Below are 21,962 nucleotides of genomic sequence, written 5' to 3'. Positions count from 1 at the left end.
ACAGCGTATGCATAATTTATCTTGCTGTGGGCTACGTTTTGATCCCAATAGTTGGCGTATTGATCTTCGAGCTGCCGCGGATCCAAGCCAAGGAAAGAGTAGTGGCTAAAGAATAGTGGGCCTCCATAGGAGTAGCCTAGTGGCAAGGTGGTGCCAAAGTATTCTTCACCATTAGCCATATTGCCATTTCTGGCCCAACCCTCATGGTATACATTGGCTGAAATAGGGTGGGTGGGAGAAGAGGCGGCCAGTACATAGACTATTAGCGATTCGTTCCAGCCCTGAATTTTCAGGTTCTTTTCCCAGCCTACATTGGGCGACCAATGCCAGTACAATACGTTCTGGCCGCCTCTGGTGTACCAATCCCATTCTACCTCTTCCCAAAGTTCTGTAATGGTATCTATAATGGCTTTTTCCTGAGTATTGGAGGCGTTGAGATATTCTCTAACGGTGAGGAGCCCCTGAATCATAAAAGCCGTTTCTACAAGGTCGCCTCCATCGTCTGTAGCACTAAAAGGAATGGTCTTACCGGTATTACCGTTCATCCAGTGAGGCCATACCCCATGAAAACGATCGGCATTTTTTAAGAAGTTCACAATGGTCTGGAGCCTGTCTATTCCTTGTTGCCGGCTAATAAAACCGCGTTCTATGCCTACCAGTATGGCCATAACACCAAAGCCCGAACCTCCAATGGTTACAGTATTGCCACTGCTGTTGCGCTCTCTGGCTAATCCGCTGGTAGGATGAGCAAAATCCCAGAAGTATTTAAAGGTTTGCTCCTGAACCTTGGTGAGTAATTCGCTTTCAGAGATTTGCGGAAATTTATTGGCCGGGTTTAATTGTGTGTAGAACTCCAGGGAGTACCCTTCAAAGTCTCTGCCTTCGCTGCTCTTTAATTCTTCTGAGAGGGTGATTTTATATTTTTTAATGTAGTCTAGGGCTGTGGTTGGGGTAACGGAAACCACTCTGTTTTCATCAGAACTGCTTATGCTCACGGAGCGTCCTGTTAGCCTAAATGCTTTCTGAAAACTTTGAAGGCTTACCCCGGTGCTAAAATTGAAGGTAATAGTGGGTTGCACACCAATGTCTTGTACTCTGGGGTTGTTGCCTACCGTTTCTCCATCTATTTCAATGGAGATTAGGCTGAGGGCTCCTGCCAGTGTTTTGAATTGAATAGTGGTGGGAGTTGTGCTTGCTCCCGCGGTGCTTTTTAGGTTTTGGTTGATGGATATGGTGTATAGGGTGTTGTCTTTAAGTGTACCGTTAACGAGTAGTAGGGCTGATTTGCCTTGGGATGAAAGGGAGATGGTTTTTGAAACTTCGTTGTCGTTTTCACTCAATAGTATTCCTGATTGAGTAGTAGACTCATCGAGGGCAGCAGAAAATACCAAAGATATAGTTCGGTCTACAGGAACTCCTTCTGTAACACTACCAGTGCTCAGTTCAAGGTCACCGGCAAAGGCATTTTTGAGCACAAGGGGTTCTGCGCCAGGCTCATCTTTGCTACAGGCTAGCATGCTTAAAAACACTAAAGACAGAAGGTAGTGGAGCTTCATTATTAACTGGTTTAGATGAAATTGGGGATTTCAGCCAGGCTGAATTCCCCAATTCATAGTAATTATTCGATTGCTACTTAGCGAGCATTAATGATTGTCTGTATTTCTGTTTGTGTAATTACACGGTCGAAAATGCGCAACTCGTCCATCACACTATGGTCGGCATTGTGTCCCCATCCGGTAAAGCGCGGAGCCCCCGACATAATGGACATAATATCGCAATCGGTCCAGTCTATGCCATCGAAAGTGCCTTCGCTTACCAGCTGACCATTAATATAGACCTTAGCTTCTGTTTGCGATATGGTAAAGGCCATGTGAATCCAGTCTGTATTGGTAAGGGGAACATCGGCTGCATCGCCTCCATCGAACCAGCTGTCGGAGGCACCGGTACCTACATTGAGTTTAAAACGCTGTTCTCCACCGGCATTTTCTCTAAAGAATCTAAAGCCGCTGGTGCGCTTGTTCTGCGCTGTGGGGTTGGCATCGTCCGGAGGTCCTATTACCAAAATACCGGCTCTGTCCGGATCGCCATTTACCTTATACCAGAAAGAAGCGCTAAACTCATCGTTTTCAAGTGCCTCCGAAGGGAATGTCAGGTAAGAGTCGGCCGCTCCTTTGTAGGCATTGGTTCCTCTCAAACCCGATCCGGCAAAAGAAGGAGATCCCACTGCAGTAGCGTTACTGCCAGATGCTGCCTCTGTATAGTTGCCATCGAATGGCATATAGAAAATTTCACCGAATTCACCCTGATAAGGCACATTGCCTCCTTCGTCTCTAATAATGTTCTGAATTTCGGTTTGCGAGAGTGCCTTGTTGAATAAACGGAGCTCATCCATAAAGCTTTGATCTGAAAGGTGGTTCCACGCGGTGAACCTTGGAGCTCCTGACATAATGGATATAATGTCGCAGTTGGTCCAGTCTACTCCTGCAAACGCTCCTGTTTTCACTACCTGACCGTTTATGTATACGGTGGCCTCTGACTGAGAAATGGTAAAGGCCATGTGCACCCATTCGTCTTTGGTGGGGTCTACATCGGCCGCAGCGCCTCCATCGAACCAGCTATCGGAGGCACCGGTACCCACATTGAGTTTAAAGCGTTGTTTGCCTCCTGCATTTTCTCTGAAGAAACGGAAACCGGCCTTTCTGTTGTTCGGGTTGGTAGGGTTGGCTTCATCGGGTGGCCCAATAACCAATACACCGGCTCTGTCAGGAGTTGCATTTACCTTCATCCAGAAAACAGCACTGAACTCATCTTCCAACAGGCCATTGGTTGGGAAAGTAAGGTACGACCCGCTGGCACCTGCAAGAGCATTACCGCCAACTTTTCCCTGTCCGGCAAAGCCCATGTTGCCTACTTCCGTAGGGTAGGTTACGCTTACCAGCTCTATGTTGTCACCATCAAAAGGCATGTAGAATATTTCTCCATCATATTTGGCCTGATAAGGTGGTACTTTGGAGAAATTCACGCTTCTGGTAGTGGTTTTACCGTCAATGTCGGTGGCTACTATAGAGAGTGTATGATCACCGTCTACCAATTCTTCGTAGAGGTATTCGCCTACAAAACGTCTGTAGTCTTTAAAATCGCTGTAGCTAACAATTTCGTTGTCGTTCAACCTCACTGAGATGTTGTCTACTTCGATGTCGTCAGTCACCTCAAATTGAATGTTTATGGAGGTTACCGATTCGTAGACCTGAATTTGGGTGCCCTCAGTAGGGTAGGAGATGGTGACGGCCGGTGCCGACTCGTCTGCACCGGGGTCAACCGCCTCTATTTCGTCTATAAAGCTGTTGTCGCAACCCACCAATACGAGTAGCAGGGCGAAGCTTGTTACGATTGATTTAAATAGTTTCATAATGCTTTGTGTTTTCTTAGTTGCCATTGAGTTGGGTTAACAGATCCAATTGAGCCAATGGATAAGGAATGAATCGCGCAGCAGGCGTATAGGTTCTTCCATCGTGAGTCAGCTCTGAGGTGCGCTCGTAGCGCGCCAAATCGTAGAAGCGAATACCCCATTCCATCCCAAACTCAGCGAATTTTTCGTTGAGTACTTCATTGAGAGTTACTCCGCTAATATCGGGCAGCCCGGCTCTGTTGCGTACTTCGTTCACGGCATCATCGGCCGACATAACAGTGCTTGTGGCTCCATTCACCAGTGCTTCGGCATGCATGAGCAGAATTTCTGCATAGCGTATAACCAGGAAGTTCTTGTTTTCACCATATCTGGTTCTGCCCGGAGTTAACTGATTTGAGGGCAGGTAGTGCTTTCCGCTGGAGAAAATGGCACGCGGGTTAGGCTGGTTGTCTGTTCGGCCTATTACATCGCCATCTCTGGTGGTATTGGAAACGAAGGCCGGCAGGTTGGCATAATTGGGGTCTTCCTGAATGCGCTGAATACCTTCTCTGGTAAATAGAACACTTGTTTCCAGTCGTACAGTCTCGTTTCGGTCCAGCATAAACTTGATGTACTTCATGGTAGGCTCCCAAAAACCCCATCCACCGCTGGAACCGGCTACTGCAGGGGTCCAGTTGTTTGGCCCAAAGAAGGCATGAAGGTAGTATTCGGCTTCGCCAGAGCTCTGACCAAAGTCTGAGTACTGGAACTCCAGGAGGCTTTCGTTGCTTAGTTTCCCCGGAATTTTGAATAGCTCATAAAAATCAGGGTATAGCTCAAAGGCATTGGAGCTAATGATGGCTCCGGTGGCATCGGCAACGGCCTGGTAGTTTTTAAGCTCCAGATTGGCCATGGCTTTTACAGCCAGAGCAGTGTATCGGGTAATTCCACCCTTAATATCAGTGCGCTGGTTAGGGCGAACATTCGGAAGGAGGGGGATAGCGGCATCCATTTCTTCAGAAATGTGGGTCATTACCTCTTCGAAGCTAGAAACCGGGGTCGTATAGAGTCCATCGGTTTGCGAGCTGGTAGGGAGCAATATATTGCCCCAGAGCCTGGCTAGCTGAAAGAGTTCAAAGGCCCGCATTACGCGAATCTCTGCAATGTACTGGTCGGCCGTGGCAGGGTTGGCGGCAAACTCCTTGTACTTCTCAATTTCTTCCATTGCGGCATGAAACTTAATGATGTCGTCATAGAAGTTGAGCCATGTGGAGTTGTACATCCAGAAAGATCTGTCGTAGCGGAAAAAGTCGGTTTCTGTGAGTGGAAACTGGTCTCCGGCTGCGTTTACATCATCGCCCCTTACGGATAGCAGAGGGAAGGTTTCCCATTGCAGAGCGTAGAGCAATTCGTAGGCTCCTGTAATAAGCTGAGCCATGTTTTCCGTTTTGGTGTAGTCTGTGTCTTCTACTAACACACGTTGTTCCAGCGGATCGTTGAGCTTGTCGTCACAGCCGGTTGCCAGTACCATGGCCAGGCTTAGTGCTGTGAGCTTCTTAACTATATTTAATGCTTTCATTGTCTGTTTCTTTCGTTTTAAAACTTAATGTTCAAACCAAGGGTGTATACCGCAGGAATTGGGTAAGTCTGTCTGTCTATTCCGTTGGCTACTTCCGGGTTAAATCCATTGTAGTTAAAGACAGTTAATGGACGCTCTGCCGTAAAGGTTATGCGGGCGTCAGGGATATCCGTGCCTAATACGGTTTTGTTACGAATGTTGTAGGCCAGGCGCACGTTCTGAATTCTGAAGTATGAACCGTCTTCCACGAAATAATCGCTCATGCTCTGGTTCCAGCCTTTTCTTAAACCTGCGGCCGAAGGGTACTTGTTTGAAGTGCCCTCGCCTGTCCAAAGGTTGGTGGCCAGTTCTGCATCAATGTTAGTATCGGTAGTGAAAATGATTTCACCTCTTTTACGGTTGAGAATGCTGTGTCCTGATTGTCCCTGGAAATCGGCCGAAAAATCGAAGTTCTTATAACTAACCGCCAGGTTGAATCCATAGGTTAGCGTGGGTAAGAAAGAGCCCAATACCACACGATCCTGATCGTCTATCACACCGTCACCGTTCTGATCTTTGTATCGGAAATCTCCGGGCTCAATGCCCGAATCGTTAATGAACTCAGCGGTATATCCACTGTTGTTGATTTCGTTCTGGTTTTGGAAAATACCATCGGTTTCATATCCAAAGAATGCCTGTAGAGGCTGCCCTACAATGGAACGCTGACGGAATTCGGCCTGACCACCATCGAGGTATTGAGGGCCGCCAAGTGTGAGCACTTCGTTGTTTAGTGTGGCAAAGTTTCCGCCAACACGGTAGCTGATTCCGTTGGCGAGCTCATCGGACCAGTTCATGGCCACTTCAATACCGGAGTTTCTTATTCCGGCCGCACTTCTTCTTACATTTTCTCTAATAAGTGGGAGAATGATGGTTACGGCTGCATCTTTAGTGTCTCTCTGAAAATAGTCAGCTTCAACTGATAGTCTTTCGTTGAACATTCTTGAGCTTACACCTATATTAAGTTCTTCGGTTGTTTCCCAACGATCCACATAGTCATAGGTAGGAATAACCACATTACCCGGAACTCTTACTCCATCTATAGCCAGGAATCTCTGTTCTACTGTTGGGGCACCTACAGATGGTGTAACGCCTGCGTTGCCAAGTTGTCCCCAGCCACCTCTTATTTTAAGGAAGTCTACACCGGAAAGGTTAAAGAAGTTCTCCTCTGAAAGTACCCATCCGGCACCAATGGTGAAGAAGTTACCCCACTTTTGTTGGAAAATGTTGGTGCCATCTCTTCGGTAAGTTCCGTAAAGAAGATATCGGTCGTCATAGTTATAGGCCAAACGGGTAAAATAAGATGAACCGTAGGTTTTAGCACCAAAGTCGCCAACTCCACCCTGATCAATAACATCGGCCAGAGAAATGTACCACAGTTCTTCCTGAATACGGCTTGGTGAAGGGTCTAACTCCGTACCTCTGGCAAAGAGCCCTTCTGTACTTTCGCTTCTGAAAGAATAACCGGCCACTGCAGTAATGTTGTGCAGGCCAATGTTTTGCTTGTAAGTAAGGTAATTGTCCCAAATTTGGTTGAATGATGTAGCGTGGCTTCTTCTTATAGAAGACTGAAAATCAGTAACTCCATCGCTATACTCAAAATTGACATTTCTAGAGTTGATGTTCGAATAGCTGTAGTTATAAGCGGTTCGGAAAGTCAGGCGATCTGGAATAAGGTCTGCCTCTGCATAGAAGTTGGCCAGAAATTTACCGATTTTATTACGGTTGTCATTGTAGAGGAGGTCGTACATTGGGTTTTGAGAACCTCTATAACCAAGGGTTTGGGCATTGGAAAGCCTAACCGGAGTTGCGGCAGTGTTCAGGTCGTCATATACAGGCAATATGGGTACAGCAAAGTAAGTCTTAAACCAAACCGAGTTTTCGGCCACATATTGAGTTCCGTTGCTTATGTTAATGTTTCCACCTACTCTCAGGTTTTCGTTTACATCGAAGTCTATTTTAGACCGTAGGTTTAAGCGTTCATATTCATTGCGGGTACTTTTGAGTAGGCCGTCTTGCTGAAAGTAGTTGACTCCCAGTGAGTAACGTGTGTTGTCACTACCTCCGCTTACTGTTAAGGAGTGGTTTTGAATGGGGGCAGCAGTTTCCAAAACCTGGCCGTACCAATCGGTATTTACATTGGGTACGTTGGGGTTAATGCGGCTGCGACCAAAGCGCTGGAAGGCGTTGTCTATAAAGGCTGCATCGGCACTGGATCCAGTGGCCAGAGCATACTCCGTAAATTGTTGGGCATTGGCCAGCTTAAGTACATTTTGGGCAACTTGCACACCGTAGTATCCATCGTACACCACCTCGGCCTGCTTATTATAGCTACCCGACTTTGTTTCGATAAGTATAACTCCATTGGAAGCTCTTACCCCATAAATTGCCGAAGCCGAAGCATCTTTTAGAACTGAAATGGTTTCAATATCCGCTGGGTTAAGGAAGTCTATGCTTTCGAAGAACATTCCATCTACCACATAAAGAGGCGCTGCATTGCCTTCAAGCGAGCCAATTCCTCTCACCCTAACGGTTGGGGCTGCTCCGGGAGCACCACTACTTACTATTTGCAAGCCGGGCACTTTACCCTGAAGGGCCTGCATAGCCTGGGCAGTAGGTGTTTTATTTATTTCATCGGTTTTTACGGTTGAAATGGAGGAGGTAAGGTCTTTTTGTTCCTGACTACCATAACCAATAACTACCACCTCGCCCAATTCGCTAATATTGGGGTTAAGTGTAATGTTGATGGTGGTTTGATTACCCACTACCACCTCTTGTGTTACAAAGCCAACAAAGCTAAAGACCAATACTGCGTCTTTGCCAGAGACCGTTAACCGATACCGACCATTCATATCGGTTGTCATACCATTGTTGGTGTTCTTTTCGCGTACCGTTACTGTAGGCAACGGCTGTCCGTCTTCCGAAGATATGACGGTTCCCGTTACTACCACCGATTGTGCCCAGGCTGGCTGTGCCAGCGCGCACATCAGCAGTACCGGGAGTACTTTTAAGTACGAGCGTAGAGTTTTTTTCATGCCTTAATCATTTTGTTTCAAATAGGTAATGTCGTTTCAGTAAATCGATTGATATACGTAGAGTAATTGTAATTACTTTCTTAGAAAATGCGCAAGTTCTATGGTGTGAAAAGTTGATTTTTGGCCTTTAAATAAGGGGTAAAACGATTGTTTTTTTGCGCGTTAGTCACATTAAAAAATTAGCTTTTAAAGCATTTTCAAGGGGAAAACGTTTGCATGTTGCGCTTAAAAAACAAAGTGAGAATGTCAACCAGAAACGACTAGTTGAGATGCGAGCTAAAGAGATTGTGGATGAGCACGGTTGAGGAGTTTTTAGAGTCGCCATCATATACCTTTTCAATCTTCTTCTTGAAGTTCCAAATGGTGTTCCTTCTCAACTCCAACATTTCCGAAAGCTGATCGAGCGTATACTCCTTCTGCCGGTTGTTGGTAATGTACAGAATGAAGAAAGCCTTTTCAATGGGGAATTTTATTCTATGGAATATGGTGTTGCTGGTTACCGACTCGTTGTAGCCGCACTTGGAGCAGCGTCTCATAAACTTGGTCTTACCTTCAAAGTATTTGGTATTGCCGCATTTGGAACAGTGATAGCCATTGCCCCATTTTAGTTTTTCTAAAAAACGATAACAGGTGAGCTCGTTCGGGAAAATTTTCTGGAATTGCTCCAGGTTTAGGTTCTTGTTGATGAGCCTGTCTTGCAGAATCTCTTTGATGTTGTTTTTGAGCTTCCAGTTGTCCAGATCGAGTTTGGAATTGATGGCGTTGATCTCCTTGGTTTGCTCAATGAGCTTTTGGTTGGTGTTGGCCAGAAGCAGGTTTTTTTCTTCGAGCTGCCGCGTTCTTTCTTTGATTTTTTCTTCCAGTTCTTTGTTTACCCGGTCTTTGAGTTCGGCATTTTCCTTTTGCTGATTAATTATGCGTTTGAAGGCTTTATCGCGGTTTGATTTCAGAATTCGCACTCTGTCGCTAAGTGCAAAGGTGAGAAAGATCATCTCTAGCAAGAAACAAATATGCAAACTGTAGTAGGTGATGGTGGTAAACGGAATAACCGACAAATAGAGTAAGGCCTTGGCCAAAAATCCCAAAAAGAGCACGCCATAGGCCACAACGAAGAAACGGGCCGGCTTGTAACCTTTTTTCCATACGTGAATACTCGAGTAGAATATAAGCGAAAGGGGAATGATTTCTATGTTGCGGTATTCGAACAGGCTATGATCGAAAAGCAATACGTATATAAACAGTGCCGTGCGCAATACCAGTGCCCAGGTGAGTGCTCTATCGATTATAGGGGCCTTTATGTTGGTGCTTAAAAAGCGCTTGGAAAAGAGCAACGACCAGAAAATCAATGAAAACAGTGCTGTACCATAGGCAATCTGATTCCATTCGGGCCATTGAGGCCATAAGAACTGATAAGCAATACCATCGACACACATGGCATATACGCCTACACTAAGAATGTAAAAAGTGTAGAAGAGGTACTTCTGCTCGCGGATGGCAAAGTATATGAGCATGTTGTAAATGGATATGATGAAGATCATACCATAGAAAATACCATAAAGAAAGTACTCATTGAGCGAATAGCGCACAAACGCATTGACCGTACGAATGTTGATGCGCACATCGGCATAGGTGTGCGATTGTATTTTGAAGTAGAGATTTTGCTGGCCTTTTATGCTCGTGTCTATGATCCACTGAAAGTTTTTGTGCTCAAAAGGTTTTTGGTTGAAGGCTATGGCATCTCCAACGTGGTCTTGCTCGTAGCTACCGTCTGCCGTAGGGAAGTAGGCCCAGATATGGTCTATGGTTTGGTCGTAGAACTCCAGCATCCACTGTTTGTCCAGGCTGTTGGCAATGAGCAGAGGTACTTTTACCCAATAGGTGCAGTCTACACAATAATCCTTGGGTTTATAGCCCGGATTAATAATGAATTGTTTTTGTGAGTTGACTACCTCCTGAAATGTCATTGTGCCGGTGCTGTCTACCAAAATGGGGAGGTCATTGAAGGCGAGCAACACCTGTTCGCTGGAGTTGTCTATAAAGATGCGTTCTCTTTCATTGCCCTGAAAGAGGAGCATTACGAACATGCCAAGAAAACCACTTTTAATCAATGCCATAGACCTGAGTTAGGCTGTGCTTTGCAAAATACAAATTTTGAAAGCATCCTGTTTTTTGGAACAGAATGTCTGTGAAAAGGCCGAATGGCTATTTATATGGCTACACGGGCCTTGCCGTCTTGCCGCTTTGCATGATTTTTACGCTGAATATTCCCTACCATTTTTGTTACTCTTCCTCGTGAAAGCAGGCGTGGCAAGAAAGCGCTCAACTTATTCCAAATGCCAGGGACCAATACTACTTTACCGTGCATGAGCCCCTGGAATCCGAAGGTGGCAACGGTGTGTGCATCGGCAATATTGAATTTTATATTAGGGTTTTCGTTGCCATTGGCTTTGGCAAAATTGGTACGGGTCATGCCGGGGCAAAGTACACTCACATGTATGCCATGCGAGCGAACCTCATTGGCCAATGCTTGCGAAAAGTTGAGTAAATAGGCTTTAGAAGCGTGATAAGTAGACATGAGCGGCCCGGGTACAAATGCCGCTACCGAGGCATTGTTGAGAATGTAGCCTTTGCCTCTTCGAATCATGCCCGGTAAAAATCGCTTAATCAGATCTGTGGCAGTAACCATATGTACCTGAAGCATGGCCCGATCTTTTTCCCAACTGCTTTGGGCAAAATATCCAAAGTTACCAAAGCCGGCATTGTTGAATAGCAGCTCTACTTCAATCTCCTGAAACTGTGCAAAACCGAAGATATTGGAGGCAGCGTCTTCGGTAGAAAGGTCTTGGGTAAATACTTCAATCTGAACAGAGAAAGAGCTTAGTAGCGTTTCTTTGGTCTGTATAAGGTGGGGTTCATTTATATCTACTAAAAGCAAATTGTAACCTTGAGCGGCAGCAGTTCTGGCAAACTCAAATCCAATACCTCCAGCGGCTCCGGTAATTAATGCCGTCTTTTTCATCGAACAAAAATAAAGAGGGTTTCTTAAAAGTACCGTTTCTTTTTGTTTTTCGTGTCGGCTATAGCCCGGGTCGAGCTATAAAGAGTTGAAAAACCAGTTTTGCGGTGTTTTTTAGAAACCCTCTTTCGAAACTATTTTCTGTCTGGCTTAGGCCAGGTATTTTTCTACTGGCACGTATGGAAGATCAAACGCTTCGGCAACGGCCTTGTAAACTACTTCACCTCCAATAACGTTCAGGCCTTTTTCCAGTTCTTTATTATCCTGACAAGCCTTTTTCCATCCTTTATTAGCCAATTGAATGGCATAAGGAAGAGTAGCGTTGGTTAGGGCTATAGTTGAGGTGTAAGGCACTGCCCCAGGCATGTTGGCTACGCAGTAGTGTACAATGTCATCGATGATGAACGTTGGGTTTTCATGAGTGGTTGGTGTACATGTTTCAATACATCCGCCCTGATCTACTGCTACATCAACCAATACAGTACCCGGTTGCATTTCCTTAAGCATATCGCGAGTAATTAACTTAGGTGCTTTGGCTCCGGGAATCAGTACCGCACCAATAATCAGGTCCATGTGAGGGATTAACTCTCTGATGTTAACCTCATTAGAGTAGCGAGTTACTACGTTTGGAGGCATTACATCGTTGAGGTACCGCATGCGGTCCAGGTTCACATCCATAATAGTTACCTGAGCCCCAAGGCCAGCGGCCATTTTAGCGGCTTGAGTACCAACAACTCCACCACCTAGAACCAATACCTTACCGGGAGATACACCAGGAACACCGCCCAGAAGAACTCCTTTACCCATGATTGGTTTTTCAAGGTATTTGGCTCCCTGCTGAGTTGCCATTCGGCCGGCTACTTCCGACATTGGAATAAGAAGAGGGAGGCTACCATCTGCTTTTTCAACCGTTTCATAGGCCAGACAAACAGCTCCACTTTCTACCATTGCATGAGTAAGTGGTTCATAAGAGGCAAAGTGGAAATAGGTAAATACCAATTGATCTTTCTTGATGAGTTTGTACTCAGGTTCAATTGGCTCTTTTACTTTCATGATCATTTCGGCCTTCTCATAGACAGCCTCAATGGATGGTAAAATTTTAGCGCCAACTTCTTCGTAGGCTTCATCTGGGAATCCACTGTTTAGACCCGCATTGGTTTGCACGTATACTTCGTGACCACGCTTAATGAGCTCCAGTGCTCCACCTGGTGTTAGAGACACCCGGTTCTCGTTATTTTTGATTTCTATTGGAACGCCAATGATCATGTTTTGAACTGTTTAAATTTTTGAGTGGCAAATATAGCAAGCGGAACCAACAAACGTTTGCAAAACGGCCTAAAAACCCTGTTTTCATTGATAATCAGAAGTATATATTTCCAAATGTGGAAATCAGGAAATTATCTTTCTTGTAATTACTTTTCAGAGGAATGAAATTTTGATATAAATAATATGGCAGACTAAAACATAAGTTATGGCTATTAATTCGATATAATATTTGTTCAAACTCAAAAAAAATAAGGGTTTACCAAATTTGATTTGTCTTGGAACTGTATTACATTTGTTAGACGTAGAAATGTCTATTAACCATTAAATTAATTCGTGTGGGAGTATCAAAGGCTGTGAGCAAAAAGAAGATCAATGTGGAGGAAGTATTGGCCGATTATCGATTGGCCGTTGAGAGTCGCGAGGCAAGTATAATAGGTAGAAAGGAAGTGTTTATGGGGAAAGCCAAGTTTGGCATCTTCGGAGACGGTAAAGAGCTTCCTCAAATAGCTATGGCCAAGGTTTTCAGAAATGGTGATTTTCGTTCCGGTTACTACAGAGATCAGACTTTCATGTTTGCCATTGGAGCACTCACGGTGCAGCAATACTTTGCTCAGCTCTATGCTCATACCTCCATTGAGGCCGATCCCGCTTCAGGCGGCCGATTAATGAATGGGCATTTTGCCAATCGCTTGCTCGATGAATCGGGAAAGTGGAAGGCGCAAACTTCCATGAAAAACTCCAGTGCCGACATTTCTCCTACTGCCGGCCAGATGCCCCGATTGGTTGGCTTGGCCTATGCCAGCAAACTATACCGCCACATTGACGAGCTCAAAGACCTTTCTGATTTTTCGATCAACGGAAACGAGATTGCCTTTGGAACCATTGGCAATGCCTCCACTTCAGAAGGTCACTTCTTTGAAGCCATAAATGCTGCCGGAGTACTTCAGGTGCCAATGGTTATGGCCGTTTGGGACGATGATTATGGTATTTCGGTGCCTAAGGAATATCATACTACTAAAGGAAGCATTTCAGAGTTTCTGGCAGGTTTGCAACGTAATAAGGATGGCCAGGGCTATGAAATCATTAAGGTGCATGGCTGGGACTATGAAGCCCTGATAGCCGCTTTCCAAAAGGCAGAACAAATTGCCCGCAATGAACATGTGCCGGTATTGGTTCATGTAGATCAGGTTACCCAACCGCAAGGGCATTCAACCTCCGGTTCTCACGAACGCTACAAGTCGAAGGAGCGTCTGGAGTGGGAGAAAGAACATGACTGCCTTGTGAAGTTCCGGGAGTGGATATTATCCAATGAACTAGCTTCTGAAGAACAACTCGATGAGTTGGAGAAAGACGCTAAAGAATCGGCTAAGACAGCCAGGGTTAATGCCTGGAACGCCTTTATAAATGATATTAAGAAAGATCAGGAGACCGCTGTGGTTATTCTTGAAGCCCTGGCTGAAGAGAGTGAGCACGGAGGACAAATCATACAGATCATTTCTGAATTAAAGAAGACGCTGAACCCCATTCGCCTAGATACATACAAGGCCGTGAAAAAAGTGTTGCGTATTACCCGCAACGAACAAACCTCGGCCAGAGCTTCTCTGGTTGCTTGGTTGAAAAAGGCCGATGAAGAGAACTTTAAACGGTTTAGCTCCCATGTAATGAGCGAATCGGAAGAAGCTTCGTTGAAAGTGCCGGAAGTAAAGCCGGTGTTTTCTGAGAACTCTCCTTTAGTTGATGGCAGAGAGGTGCTCCAGGCCTGTTTTGATGCTGCTTTGAGTCGCGACCCCCGAGTGTTTGCTATTGGAGAAGATGTGGGTAAAATTGGCGATGTGAACCAGGCTTTTGCCGGTTTGCAGGAGAAATATGGTGAGCTACGAGTTACAGATACCGGTATTCGTGAAACAACCATTATTGGCCAGGGAATTGGTGCCGCTTTGCGTGGCTTGCGTCCTATTACGGAAATACAATACCTGGACTATTTACTGTATGCCATACAAACTCTGAGTGACGATTTGGCCACTCTACAGTACCGAACCGTAGGGGGACAGAAAGCTCCACTCATAATTAGAACTCGAGGCCATAGATTAGAAGGGGTTTGGCACTCAGGTTCGCCCATTGGTATGATATTGAACTCTTTGCGTGGAATTAATGTGTTGGTGCCGAGAGACATGACACAAGCGGCCGGTTTTTACAACACCATGCTGCAGTCTGACGATCCCGCGCTTATTATAGAATGCCTGAACGGTTATCGTCTTAAAGAGCGTATTCCAGACAATATCGGTGAATTTACAGTACCTGTTGGAGTACCTGAAGTCATAAGAGAGGGAGCCGATGTGACGGTAGTTACCTATGGTTCTATGTGCCGCATTGTTATGCAGGCAGCTGAGGAGCTGGCCGAGTATGGCATCTCCGTAGAGATTGTAGATGTTCAGTCGCTTTTACCTTTCGATGTTCACCACACCATAGTAGAGTCGTTGAAGAAGACCAATAGAGTGGTGTTTGCCGATGAAGATGTGCCGGGTGGTGCTTCTGCGTTTATGATGCAAAAGGTGCTGGAAGAACAAGGGGGATATTACCATTTGGATTCTCAGCCGGTTACTATTACCGCTGCAGAACACAGGCCTGCCTATGCTTCTGACGGAGATTATTGGTCTAAGCCCAATGTTGAAACGGTGTTCGACAAAATCTACGAATTGATGAGTGAAGCGGAGCCTGACCGATTTCCACCTATTTATTAATGATTCAGATAAGGAGTAAGGAAAATTACCTTTCTACCCGAATACTCTGAAGTGTAAATTCAGGGGTTTCTCCCACATTACTGGTGTGCAGGGCTCTGTCGCGAATAATGAATTGCAATTTCAGTGTGTCGGTTCGGAAAATAGGTAGGAATATACCAGACTTCATATCGTAGGTAATTACACCTTCAATAGGTCGTTTGTTATTTCTCACCACGGCACAGGGATTTTCTTCGGAAGAAAGACAAGGGAATCGTCCATCGAAGCTAATGCCACAAAGTGTGCTTTCGTTGGCACTTCCCCTGGGTTGAGCCCTCAGGTCTACCTCCTGAAAGGTGCCATTGCGTTTCACAAAGAAGTCAACCTCTATATTGTATTGGTTTCTGTTGAAGTCAATGAGAAGGGTGTCTAGCAAATCATTGTCTCCATTGATGTCTTGGTTCTCCCGGTCTTCAATTATGTAGTCCAGGCAAGTAAACGGAGGGTCGTTGGGCCGCTGTCCAAATTCCACCGGCTGGTTGTTTTCCAATACCAGGTGGTAGGGAGCATAGGGGCCAAAGTCTTCGTCACCATCTAGCCCAAGGTCGCCATCTCCATCTTTCACATTTATGGATAAACGGAGAATGTTCTCCTCGAACAGCGGGTCGCCTGCATTTCTAACTTCAAATTCAATGTTAGAAAAGCTTACTTCTGGTTCAATGGGTAGGTCTGGTGGGCGGTTGCAGGCAACACCCAATGCCAGAGCAAACACTAATACCAAAACTTGAGAAGACGATAGCTTTATTCTCATGGATTACTTTATATAAGTACAATTATAGCAATATTTGCCCTAAGTGAACGGAAAACACCAGCTCTATAACGTATGGCCGAAATCAATAGTTTAATCGATCGGATAAAAAGCGTTTCAGAAGAGGAATTTAATGCGCTTGCTCTAGATGTTTATCGGTTTCAGTATCGGTATAACAAGGTGTATCGAGCCTGGTGCGATCATTTGAAGCGCAGCCCACAGCATGTGAGCCGGCTGGAAGAGGTGCCTTTTCTACCCATTAGCTTTTTTAAAGCATTTGAAATAAAAACAGGGCAATGGCAAGCTGCATCTGTTTTTGAGAGTAGCGGAACCACCGGAACACAGCCGAGCAGACACTTTGTGGCCGATAATCAGCTCTATTTAGATAATTGTAAAAAGGCCTTTGAGGCTATCTATGGTCCTTTGAATGACTACGTTATTCTTGCTCTTTTGCCTTCTTATCTGGAGAGGGGCAATAGTGGTTTGGTGGCCATGGTCAATAGATTTATAGAATGTACTGATGACACCCAGTCAGGATTTTACCTGAATAATTTAGAGCAACTGGCTCATCAACTCCAGACTTTGAAAAAGGGAACTAAAAAAGTGCTTCTTTGGGGAGTTACTTTTGCCTTGCTCGATTTTGCGGAGCAATATTCAATGCACTTTCCTGAGTTGCTGGTTATGGAAACTGGCGGCATGAAGGGCAGAAGAGAGGAGTTAGTTCGGGAAGAGGTACACGACCACATTAAACGTGCATTTGGTGTAAAAGAGGTGCACTCGGAGTATGGCATGACCGAGCTTTTCTCTCAGGGCTACTCCACCGGCAATGGGCTCTTTAGACCTTCGGAAACCCTCAAAGTAGTTGGGCGAGAATTAAATGATCCACTATCTTATCCCAGTTTTCAGCATACTGTGGCTTTCAATATTGTGGATTTGGCCAATGTACATACCTGTTCATTTATAGAAACCAAAGACATTGGTCGGGTGCTTCCTGATGGTCGTTTTGAGGTAAAAGGAAGGATGGATAACTCGGATCTTCGGGGTTGTAATTTGATGGTGGTCTAAAATTTTCCGGCCAACCACCCGTTGAAGGGTAAGATAAATGCATTCAATAGATTAAAAACACGATTGAATTTTTATCTTTAACGCTCAAATTTACATCATGAATAAGAAGAAAATCTTTCTTTTGTTGATTGCCGTGTCCTTTTTAGGTATTACCTCTTGTGCCCAATCTATTTGCGCTGCCTATGCCAAGGCCGATACTGAAGAGGTAAAGAAGGAAAAAAAGGAAGGGCAGTTCTGATCTAAATCAGATACTTTTTTACGTCCTCTTCCCCAATTTCATCTCCGCACATAATCACGAGTCGTTCCGTAACATTACGTAACTCCCGAATGTTGCCCGACCAATCATAGGCCTGAAGAGCCTTAAGTCCATCGGCCGATACTTTCTTTTTCTTGGTTCCGTACTCATCGGCTATGTCGTCCAGAAATTTATCCACCAACATTGGAATGTCTTCTTTACGGTCTTTTAGCGGGGGAACCTGAATGACAATGACGCTGAGTCTATGGTATAGGTCTTCACGAAAACGATTCTCCGCAATTTCTTTTCTTAGGTCTTTGTTAGTGGCTGCCAATACCCTCACATTCACATTGATATCTTTGTCGCCACCCACCCGGGTAATCTTATGTTCTTGTAGTGCCCTTAACACCTTGGCTTGAGCAGAAAGGCTCATGTCACCAATTTCATCAAGGAAAAGAGTGCCTTCATTGGCTTGTTCAAACTTGCCAATGCGCTGTTTGTGAGCCGAAGTAAATGCGCCCTTTTCATGCCCAAAAAGTTCGCTTTCAATGAGTTCGGCAGGGATAGCCGCACAGTTAACCTCCACAAAGGGAGTGCTGGCCCGATTGCTTCGCTCATGAATTCCTCTGGCTACCAGTTCCTTGCCGCTGCCATTAGGGCCGGTAATCAGAACCCTGGCATCGGTAGGACCAACTTTGTCCATCATTTCCTTTACTTCAGCAAGGGCTTTGGATTCGCCCACCATCTCATATTTCTTGGAGAGTTTTCGTTTGAGAGTTTTTGTTTCGGTAACTAACGAAGACTTGTCAAGCGCATTTTTTACCGTAAGTAGCAAACGGTTCAAGTCTGGCGGTTTGGGCACAAAGTCAAAAGCTCCCATTTTGGTAGCGTCTACTGCGGTTTCAATAGTGCCGTGGGCCGAGATCATAATGAATTGCGTATCTATTCCAGCCATTTGCACTCGTTCCAGCAACTCAATACCATCCATTTTAGGCATTTTCACATCGCATAGCGCAATATCGAACTTATCGGCAATCAGTTTTTCCAGCCCCTCTTGCCCATCTTTGGCTTCTTCTATTGAGTATTTTTCATACTCTAGTATTTCCCTAAGAGTGCTGCGAATACTTTGTTCGTCATCGATGATCAGAATTTTTGCCATGCTTTTTAGTGGATTAGGAAAATGGGTAATTAGTGAATTGGTTCCAACTCGTTCCTTCAAGCGAAAATAGTGCTAAAATTGAAATCTGGCAGATAATCAAGTGATCATTTCCTAATTAACCAGTTGCCCAATCACCAAATTCACTGAAAGGAAAAAAAGATATAGACCTGTAAGCCGGGTTCTGTCTACTCCTCTTTTGAGGATGATCTTATCATTTATCTGGCCGCGGTATTACTACCGAAGTCTATCTGCCTACCCTCTTGCATTGGGCGGGAACCCTCAAACGCAAGTATACGTGGCATTTCACCGCATAGAGTTTACCTGATTTCACTACAGCATTACCTGTACATACTTTCTGTTGCACTTGTCCTCTCCGTCAGTTGACGGATGACGGCCGTTAGCCGCTATGCTTCCCTGTGGTGCCCGGACTTTCCTCACTCCCGATAAATCGGGAGAGCGATAAGACGGTCTATATCGCGGCAAAGATACAATAAATGATGCGATTTAAAGGCTCTCGCGCAAATCGTGAAGAACTGGGATTCCATTTTCAGATTGCCAGTAAAACAAGAAGTCACAAGCATTAGTGTTCAGGTCTATCTGCAAGGTAGTTTCTCCATTGTCGACCTGCAGACTCCCTCTGGCCGGGAGGTATACTTTGTGGAGCCAACAGCTAAAGGTACTCAGGTTAGGGCCTGTGTTAATGAGCTCAAAGGTTGTACCTGAGGGAAGAGTAAAATGCCATGAGTTGGAGGTCAGGTAGTTGGCCTTGGTGTCAAGATGATCGCGCCCATTGGTTTTTTCATATTGAATGTTGCGACTTCCTTCAAAAGGGGTGCTTTTGCCTCTCAGCGTTAGTGTTAAATCATCGAATTCGAGCCTATAGCTTTTTTGTGTGTCGCTATTGTTTTCTGAGGTGTTGGTTAGTTCCAGCACTCCATTTAGAGAAATATTATTGAGTTCAAAATCAGTAAGAGTAATGCGTATGGTGTTTCCCGGAGTGTCTGCCGGGTGATCGTAGTCTAGTAGAATAGAGCCTTTTAAAGTATAACCAGTGCCATCAATACATCCTTCGCCAAAACTAAGCAACAGTTGATTGTTGGAAGTATCCAGAAACTGACCTCCACATGTTCCTCTGTCGGAAAAAATATTAAAGTTGATGTGTGTGTTGGCTGCGCCCCGGTCTCTTTCGCTAAGGGAGTGCAACACATTGAGAGTGGTGCTTTCTACCTGATGAACGAGTAGTTCAAAAGCGAGGGCTTCTGAAATACCTTCCGGCAAGGGAATATTAGGTTCGCTGAGTACCACCACATCGTCCTTATGGCAAGAGGCGAATAACAGGGCTATAATCAATGGTAAAAACAAGATCCTTGTGCGCATATTATGGTGTTTGTCTCATAAAACGTGAATTACCGGTTTTAAGTGCATCAGTGGTATAGCCAGTGGCCGGTAATTTTTCCTTGCTGTAGTTGTATAGCCGGGGCAGGTAGCCTAATGAAGTCTGCCAGAAAGAGAATGGTTTTTAAGAACCTGTTGTTGGTTGGTATGTAGCTCAGGTCAAAGTCTAATCCAAGGAAATACTGTCGGGAATTGCTATAGCCGGCAGATGCATTTTCTACATTGCGCGCAAAAACCATTCCTTCGGCACCGTATCCTATGGCCAGGTTGAGCCATTTGGGCCAGTAGGACTCTTTAGCAAAAGCGTGAATATCGAAAGAAAACCAGTAGCTCTGTCCATTGTAGTCTTTGAGTAGCTGTTCAGGTAAGGACTTGCCAAGAATTTGAGGCCGCATGTCTGGGTATGCCGTGCTTCTAAAGCTAAACTTTGGTTTTATACGTTGTTCTTTCCAGCTCTTTTGTTGAATAAAAAAAAGGGCCGAACCAGCTGCATTGGCCAACATATCGCCATAAGAAAATCCGTAGTCCGGTGAAAACCCATCGAGTACTTCAATTGGCAAAAAGAGCGCTGTACTTAATAGCGAGGACCACATAAGGACTTTGTTGTGGTTTAATTCTGTTCGGCTTAGTAGCTCATAGTTTACCCGAGAAAAATGATAAGTGCTATAGGTATGCCCCAATTTATCTACCTGAAGCCACTCTGCATTGTCGTTAAAAAACTTGAAGCGATCGAAGCCGTTTTCGGCATACCAGGCCTGGCTCAACACCAAAAGGCCTGTGCCATAACCAATGCCTCCATAGAGTTTTACTTTATTTAAAGGCAGGCGATGTGTTGCTTCTGCCGGACTAACGGGTTCTGTTTGGGCATGAACAAGATTGCCCATAAGCCCCAAAAGAAAGATCAGAAGCAACTTTTTGTACATGCCGAAAGATACACAAACTAGTTAGCCAAAGCTTGTTTGTAGGTATCAATTGCGCGTTGGCGTGCTAGTTTGTGGTCTACAATGGGCGCTGGATATGCATCTGTTCTATACTCAGGAACCCACTTTTTAATGTATTCTAGTTGAGGGTCGAACTTTTCTGTTTGAGACTGTGGGTTGAACACTCTAAAGTAGGGTTGAGCGTCAGTGCCCGTACCTGCCGCCCACTGCCAACCTCCATTGTTAGAGGCCAAATCGAAATCGAGCAGTTTTTCAGCAAAGTAGGTTTCTCCCCAGCGCCAATCTATGAGCAAATGCTTGGTTAAAAAACTAGCCACTATCATTCGTACCCGGTTGTGCATGTATCCGGTTTGGTTAAGTTGCCTCATGCCAGCATCTACTATCGGGTAGCCGGTTTTTCCTTGGCACCACTTCTCAAAACCTTCTTCGTCTTGTCTCCAGGGTATCCTGTCATATTCCGGTTTAAAGGCTTGGTCTATTACTCTTGGGTTGTTGGCCAGAATCATGGCATAGAAATCTCTCCAAATCAATTCATTTAGAAAGGTTTCGTTCAGATTCAAAGCTTTTTCGGCCAGTTGCCTGATGCTAATGGTGCCAAAGCGTAAATGAATACCTAGTCTGGAAGTAGCGTCCAGGGCGGGAATGTCTCTTTTTTCGCTGTAGTGCTTTATTATCTCTTCGTCTACCGTGTTAGATGGAATGGTTATGTCCGTGTGTCTGAAGTCCATGGCCTCAAGGGAATGTACTTTTTCTTCTTTCAGGGGTACCCAATTGTCGAAATAGAGCGCACTGGGCTTGGTTTCAGGCGGATTGGCTTTGTATTTCTCTTTCCAGCTTTTACTATACGGGGTAAAGACCTTGTAGAAACTGCCTGAGCCGGACACAATTTCTTCTTTCTCGTAAATCACATGATCTTTGAAAGTGAAGAAGCTCACACCCTGTTCCTTAAGAAAGTTCTCTATTTCCCTGTCTCGCTCAAGGGCATAAGGCTCATAGTCTCTGTTGGTGTATACTGCTTCGAGGGTATATGTTTTGCTAAGTTCTTTGAAGGCTTCAATGGGAGTGGTGTAAAAGGTTTTTATCCCACTTTTTTTATCCTTAAGGGTTTTGTCTAGCTGTTCCAGAGTGCGTTGAATAAATTCAACTCTTGCATCGGCTTTGGGTAGTTTATCTAATATATTTCTATCGAAAATGAAAATAGGGAGTACCGGATTTCTCTCGCTCAAAGCATAATAGAGGCCGGTGTTATCTATGAATCTAAGGTCTCTCCGAAACCAAAAAATACTGATCTTTTCCATGAAAGAGTGTTTCCAATAAACCTA

At 44.9% G+C, this 21,962-nt stretch carries 15 protein-coding genes and 1 other RNA gene; 3 read left to right on the top strand and 13 right to left on the bottom strand.

The genetic code is table 11. The features are described 5' to 3' along the window. The 7 genes from B3763_RS16690 to ald all read right to left on the bottom strand — a co-directional run. On the bottom strand, window positions 1-1,556 hold a 1,556-nt coding region (locus tag B3763_RS16690), incomplete at its 3' end, for a glucoamylase family protein (RefSeq protein WP_286748001.1). Window positions 1,557-1,633: 77 nt separating this feature from the next. Further along, a complete protein-coding gene (locus B3763_RS16685) occupies window positions 1,634-3,436 on the bottom strand; it encodes a LamG-like jellyroll fold domain-containing protein (RefSeq protein ID WP_286747999.1) in 1,803 nt (600 codons plus the stop codon). Then, window positions 3,426-4,967, bottom strand: coding sequence for a RagB/SusD family nutrient uptake outer membrane protein (locus B3763_RS16680; protein ID WP_286747997.1), 1,542 nt, complete (start codon window positions 4,965-4,967; stop codon window positions 3,426-3,428). The genes B3763_RS16685 and B3763_RS16680 overlap by 11 nt, the downstream gene beginning before the upstream one ends. A gap of 17 nt (window positions 4,968-4,984) precedes the next feature. Next, window positions 4,985-8,038 carry a SusC/RagA family TonB-linked outer membrane protein gene (locus tag B3763_RS16675; RefSeq protein ID WP_286747995.1) on the bottom strand — a complete coding sequence of 1,018 codons (3,054 nt, stop codon included), beginning with the start codon at window positions 8,036-8,038 and terminating at the stop codon, window positions 4,985-4,987. Between the two features lie 260 nt (window positions 8,039-8,298). After that, a complete protein-coding gene (locus B3763_RS16670; RefSeq protein WP_229838655.1) occupies window positions 8,299-10,152 on the bottom strand; it encodes a 7TM diverse intracellular signaling domain-containing protein in 1,854 nt (617 codons plus the stop codon). A 92-nt stretch (window positions 10,153-10,244) separates the two neighbouring features. Beyond that, a complete protein-coding gene (locus B3763_RS16665) occupies window positions 10,245-11,057 on the bottom strand; it encodes an SDR family NAD(P)-dependent oxidoreductase (protein ID WP_286747992.1) in 813 nt (270 codons plus the stop codon). Between the two features lie 147 nt (window positions 11,058-11,204). Continuing rightward, window positions 11,205-12,320, bottom strand: a complete 1,116-nt coding sequence (ald, locus tag B3763_RS16660; protein ID WP_189630471.1) for an alanine dehydrogenase — start codon at window positions 12,318-12,320, stop codon at window positions 11,205-11,207. A 335-nt stretch (window positions 12,321-12,655) separates the two neighbouring features. On the opposite strand from ald, the gene B3763_RS16655 reads away from it, so the two are divergent. Further along, entirely contained in the window at window positions 12,656-15,061 is a 2,406-nt protein-coding gene (locus tag B3763_RS16655) for an alpha-ketoacid dehydrogenase subunit alpha/beta (protein ID WP_229838656.1), read from the top strand. 25 nt (window positions 15,062-15,086) lie between these two features. On the opposite strand, the gene B3763_RS16650 is transcribed toward B3763_RS16655, so the two are convergent. Further along, entirely contained in the window at window positions 15,087-15,848 is a 762-nt protein-coding gene (locus B3763_RS16650) for a hypothetical protein (RefSeq protein WP_286747989.1), read from the bottom strand. A 72-nt stretch (window positions 15,849-15,920) separates the two neighbouring features. On the opposite strand from B3763_RS16650, the gene B3763_RS16645 reads away from it, so the two are divergent. Next, the gene (locus B3763_RS16645; protein ID WP_286747988.1) at window positions 15,921-16,910 is read left to right on the top strand and encodes an acyl transferase; all 990 of its coding nucleotides are present in this window, start codon (window positions 15,921-15,923) and stop codon (window positions 16,908-16,910) included. Between the two features lie 97 nt (window positions 16,911-17,007). Continuing rightward, a complete protein-coding gene (locus B3763_RS16640; RefSeq protein WP_189630474.1) occupies window positions 17,008-17,148 on the top strand; it encodes a hypothetical protein in 141 nt (46 codons plus the stop codon). A gap of 1 nt (window position 17,149) precedes the next feature. Here the strand turns inward: B3763_RS16640 and B3763_RS16635 are convergent, their stop codons facing one another. From B3763_RS16635 to B3763_RS16615, 5 genes are all read right to left on the bottom strand, one after another. Further along, on the bottom strand, window positions 17,150-18,304 hold the full coding sequence (locus B3763_RS16635) for a sigma-54-dependent transcriptional regulator (protein ID WP_189630475.1): 1,155 nt from the start codon (window positions 18,302-18,304) through the stop codon (window positions 17,150-17,152). Window positions 18,305-18,458: 154 nt separating this feature from the next. Continuing rightward, window positions 18,459-18,780, bottom strand: an RNA gene (gene rnpB, locus B3763_RS16630) — RNase P RNA component class A. A 28-nt stretch (window positions 18,781-18,808) separates the two neighbouring features. Next, window positions 18,809-19,681: a hypothetical protein gene (locus tag B3763_RS16625; RefSeq protein WP_286747985.1), complete on the bottom strand. Its 873-nt coding sequence runs from the start codon at window positions 19,679-19,681 to the stop codon at window positions 18,809-18,811. Window positions 19,682-19,728: 47 nt separating this feature from the next. After that, on the bottom strand, window positions 19,729-20,622 hold the full coding sequence (locus tag B3763_RS16620; protein WP_286747984.1) for a DUF2279 domain-containing protein: 894 nt from the start codon (window positions 20,620-20,622) through the stop codon (window positions 19,729-19,731). Between the two features lie 17 nt (window positions 20,623-20,639). After that, window positions 20,640-21,938 carry a cryptochrome/photolyase family protein gene (locus tag B3763_RS16615; protein ID WP_286747982.1) on the bottom strand — a complete coding sequence of 433 codons (1,299 nt, stop codon included), beginning with the start codon at window positions 21,936-21,938 and terminating at the stop codon, window positions 20,640-20,642. Window positions 21,939-21,962 lie beyond the last annotated feature (24 nt).

Origin of the sequence: Roseivirga sp. UBA1976, from assembly GCF_002336325.1 — a bacterium.
In the GTDB taxonomy this organism is placed as follows: Bacteria; Bacteroidota; Bacteroidia; order Cytophagales; family Cyclobacteriaceae; genus Roseivirga; species Roseivirga thermotolerans.
Note: the sequence above shows the minus strand (reverse complement) of the source record. Positions and strands in the feature narration are given on the sequence as shown.

What these genes read in the sequence shown, in the direction of transcription:
- B3763_RS16685 (WP_286747999.1), bottom strand. Translation starts at nt 3,436, where the DNA reads ATGGCAACTAAGAAAACACAAAGCATTATGAAACTATTTAAATCAATC.
- B3763_RS16680 (WP_286747997.1), bottom strand. Translation starts at nt 4,967, where the DNA reads ATGAAAGCATTAAATATAGTTAAGAAGCTCACAGCACTAAGCCTGGCC.
- B3763_RS16675 (WP_286747995.1), bottom strand. Translation starts at nt 8,038, where the DNA reads ATGAAAAAAACTCTACGCTCGTACTTAAAAGTACTCCCGGTACTGCTG.
- B3763_RS16670 (WP_229838655.1), bottom strand. Translation starts at nt 10,152, where the DNA reads ATGGCATTGATTAAAAGTGGTTTTCTTGGCATGTTCGTAATGCTCCTC.
- B3763_RS16665 (WP_286747992.1), bottom strand. Translation starts at nt 11,057, where the DNA reads ATGAAAAAGACGGCATTAATTACCGGAGCCGCTGGAGGTATTGGATTT.
- ald (WP_189630471.1), bottom strand. Translation starts at nt 12,320, where the DNA reads ATGATCATTGGCGTTCCAATAGAAATCAAAAATAACGAGAACCGGGTG.
- B3763_RS16650 (WP_286747989.1), bottom strand. Translation starts at nt 15,848, where the DNA reads ATGAGAATAAAGCTATCGTCTTCTCAAGTTTTGGTATTAGTGTTTGCT.
- B3763_RS16645 (WP_286747988.1), top strand. Translation starts at nt 15,921, where the DNA reads ATGGCCGAAATCAATAGTTTAATCGATCGGATAAAAAGCGTTTCAGAA.
- B3763_RS16640 (WP_189630474.1), top strand. Translation starts at nt 17,008, where the DNA reads ATGAATAAGAAGAAAATCTTTCTTTTGTTGATTGCCGTGTCCTTTTTA.
- B3763_RS16635 (WP_189630475.1), bottom strand. Translation starts at nt 18,304, where the DNA reads ATGGCAAAAATTCTGATCATCGATGACGAACAAAGTATTCGCAGCACT.
- B3763_RS16625 (WP_286747985.1), bottom strand. Translation starts at nt 19,681, where the DNA reads ATGCGCACAAGGATCTTGTTTTTACCATTGATTATAGCCCTGTTATTC.
- B3763_RS16620 (WP_286747984.1), bottom strand. Translation starts at nt 20,622, where the DNA reads ATGTACAAAAAGTTGCTTCTGATCTTTCTTTTGGGGCTTATGGGCAAT.
- B3763_RS16615 (WP_286747982.1), bottom strand. Translation starts at nt 21,938, where the DNA reads ATGGAAAAGATCAGTATTTTTTGGTTTCGGAGAGACCTTAGATTCATA.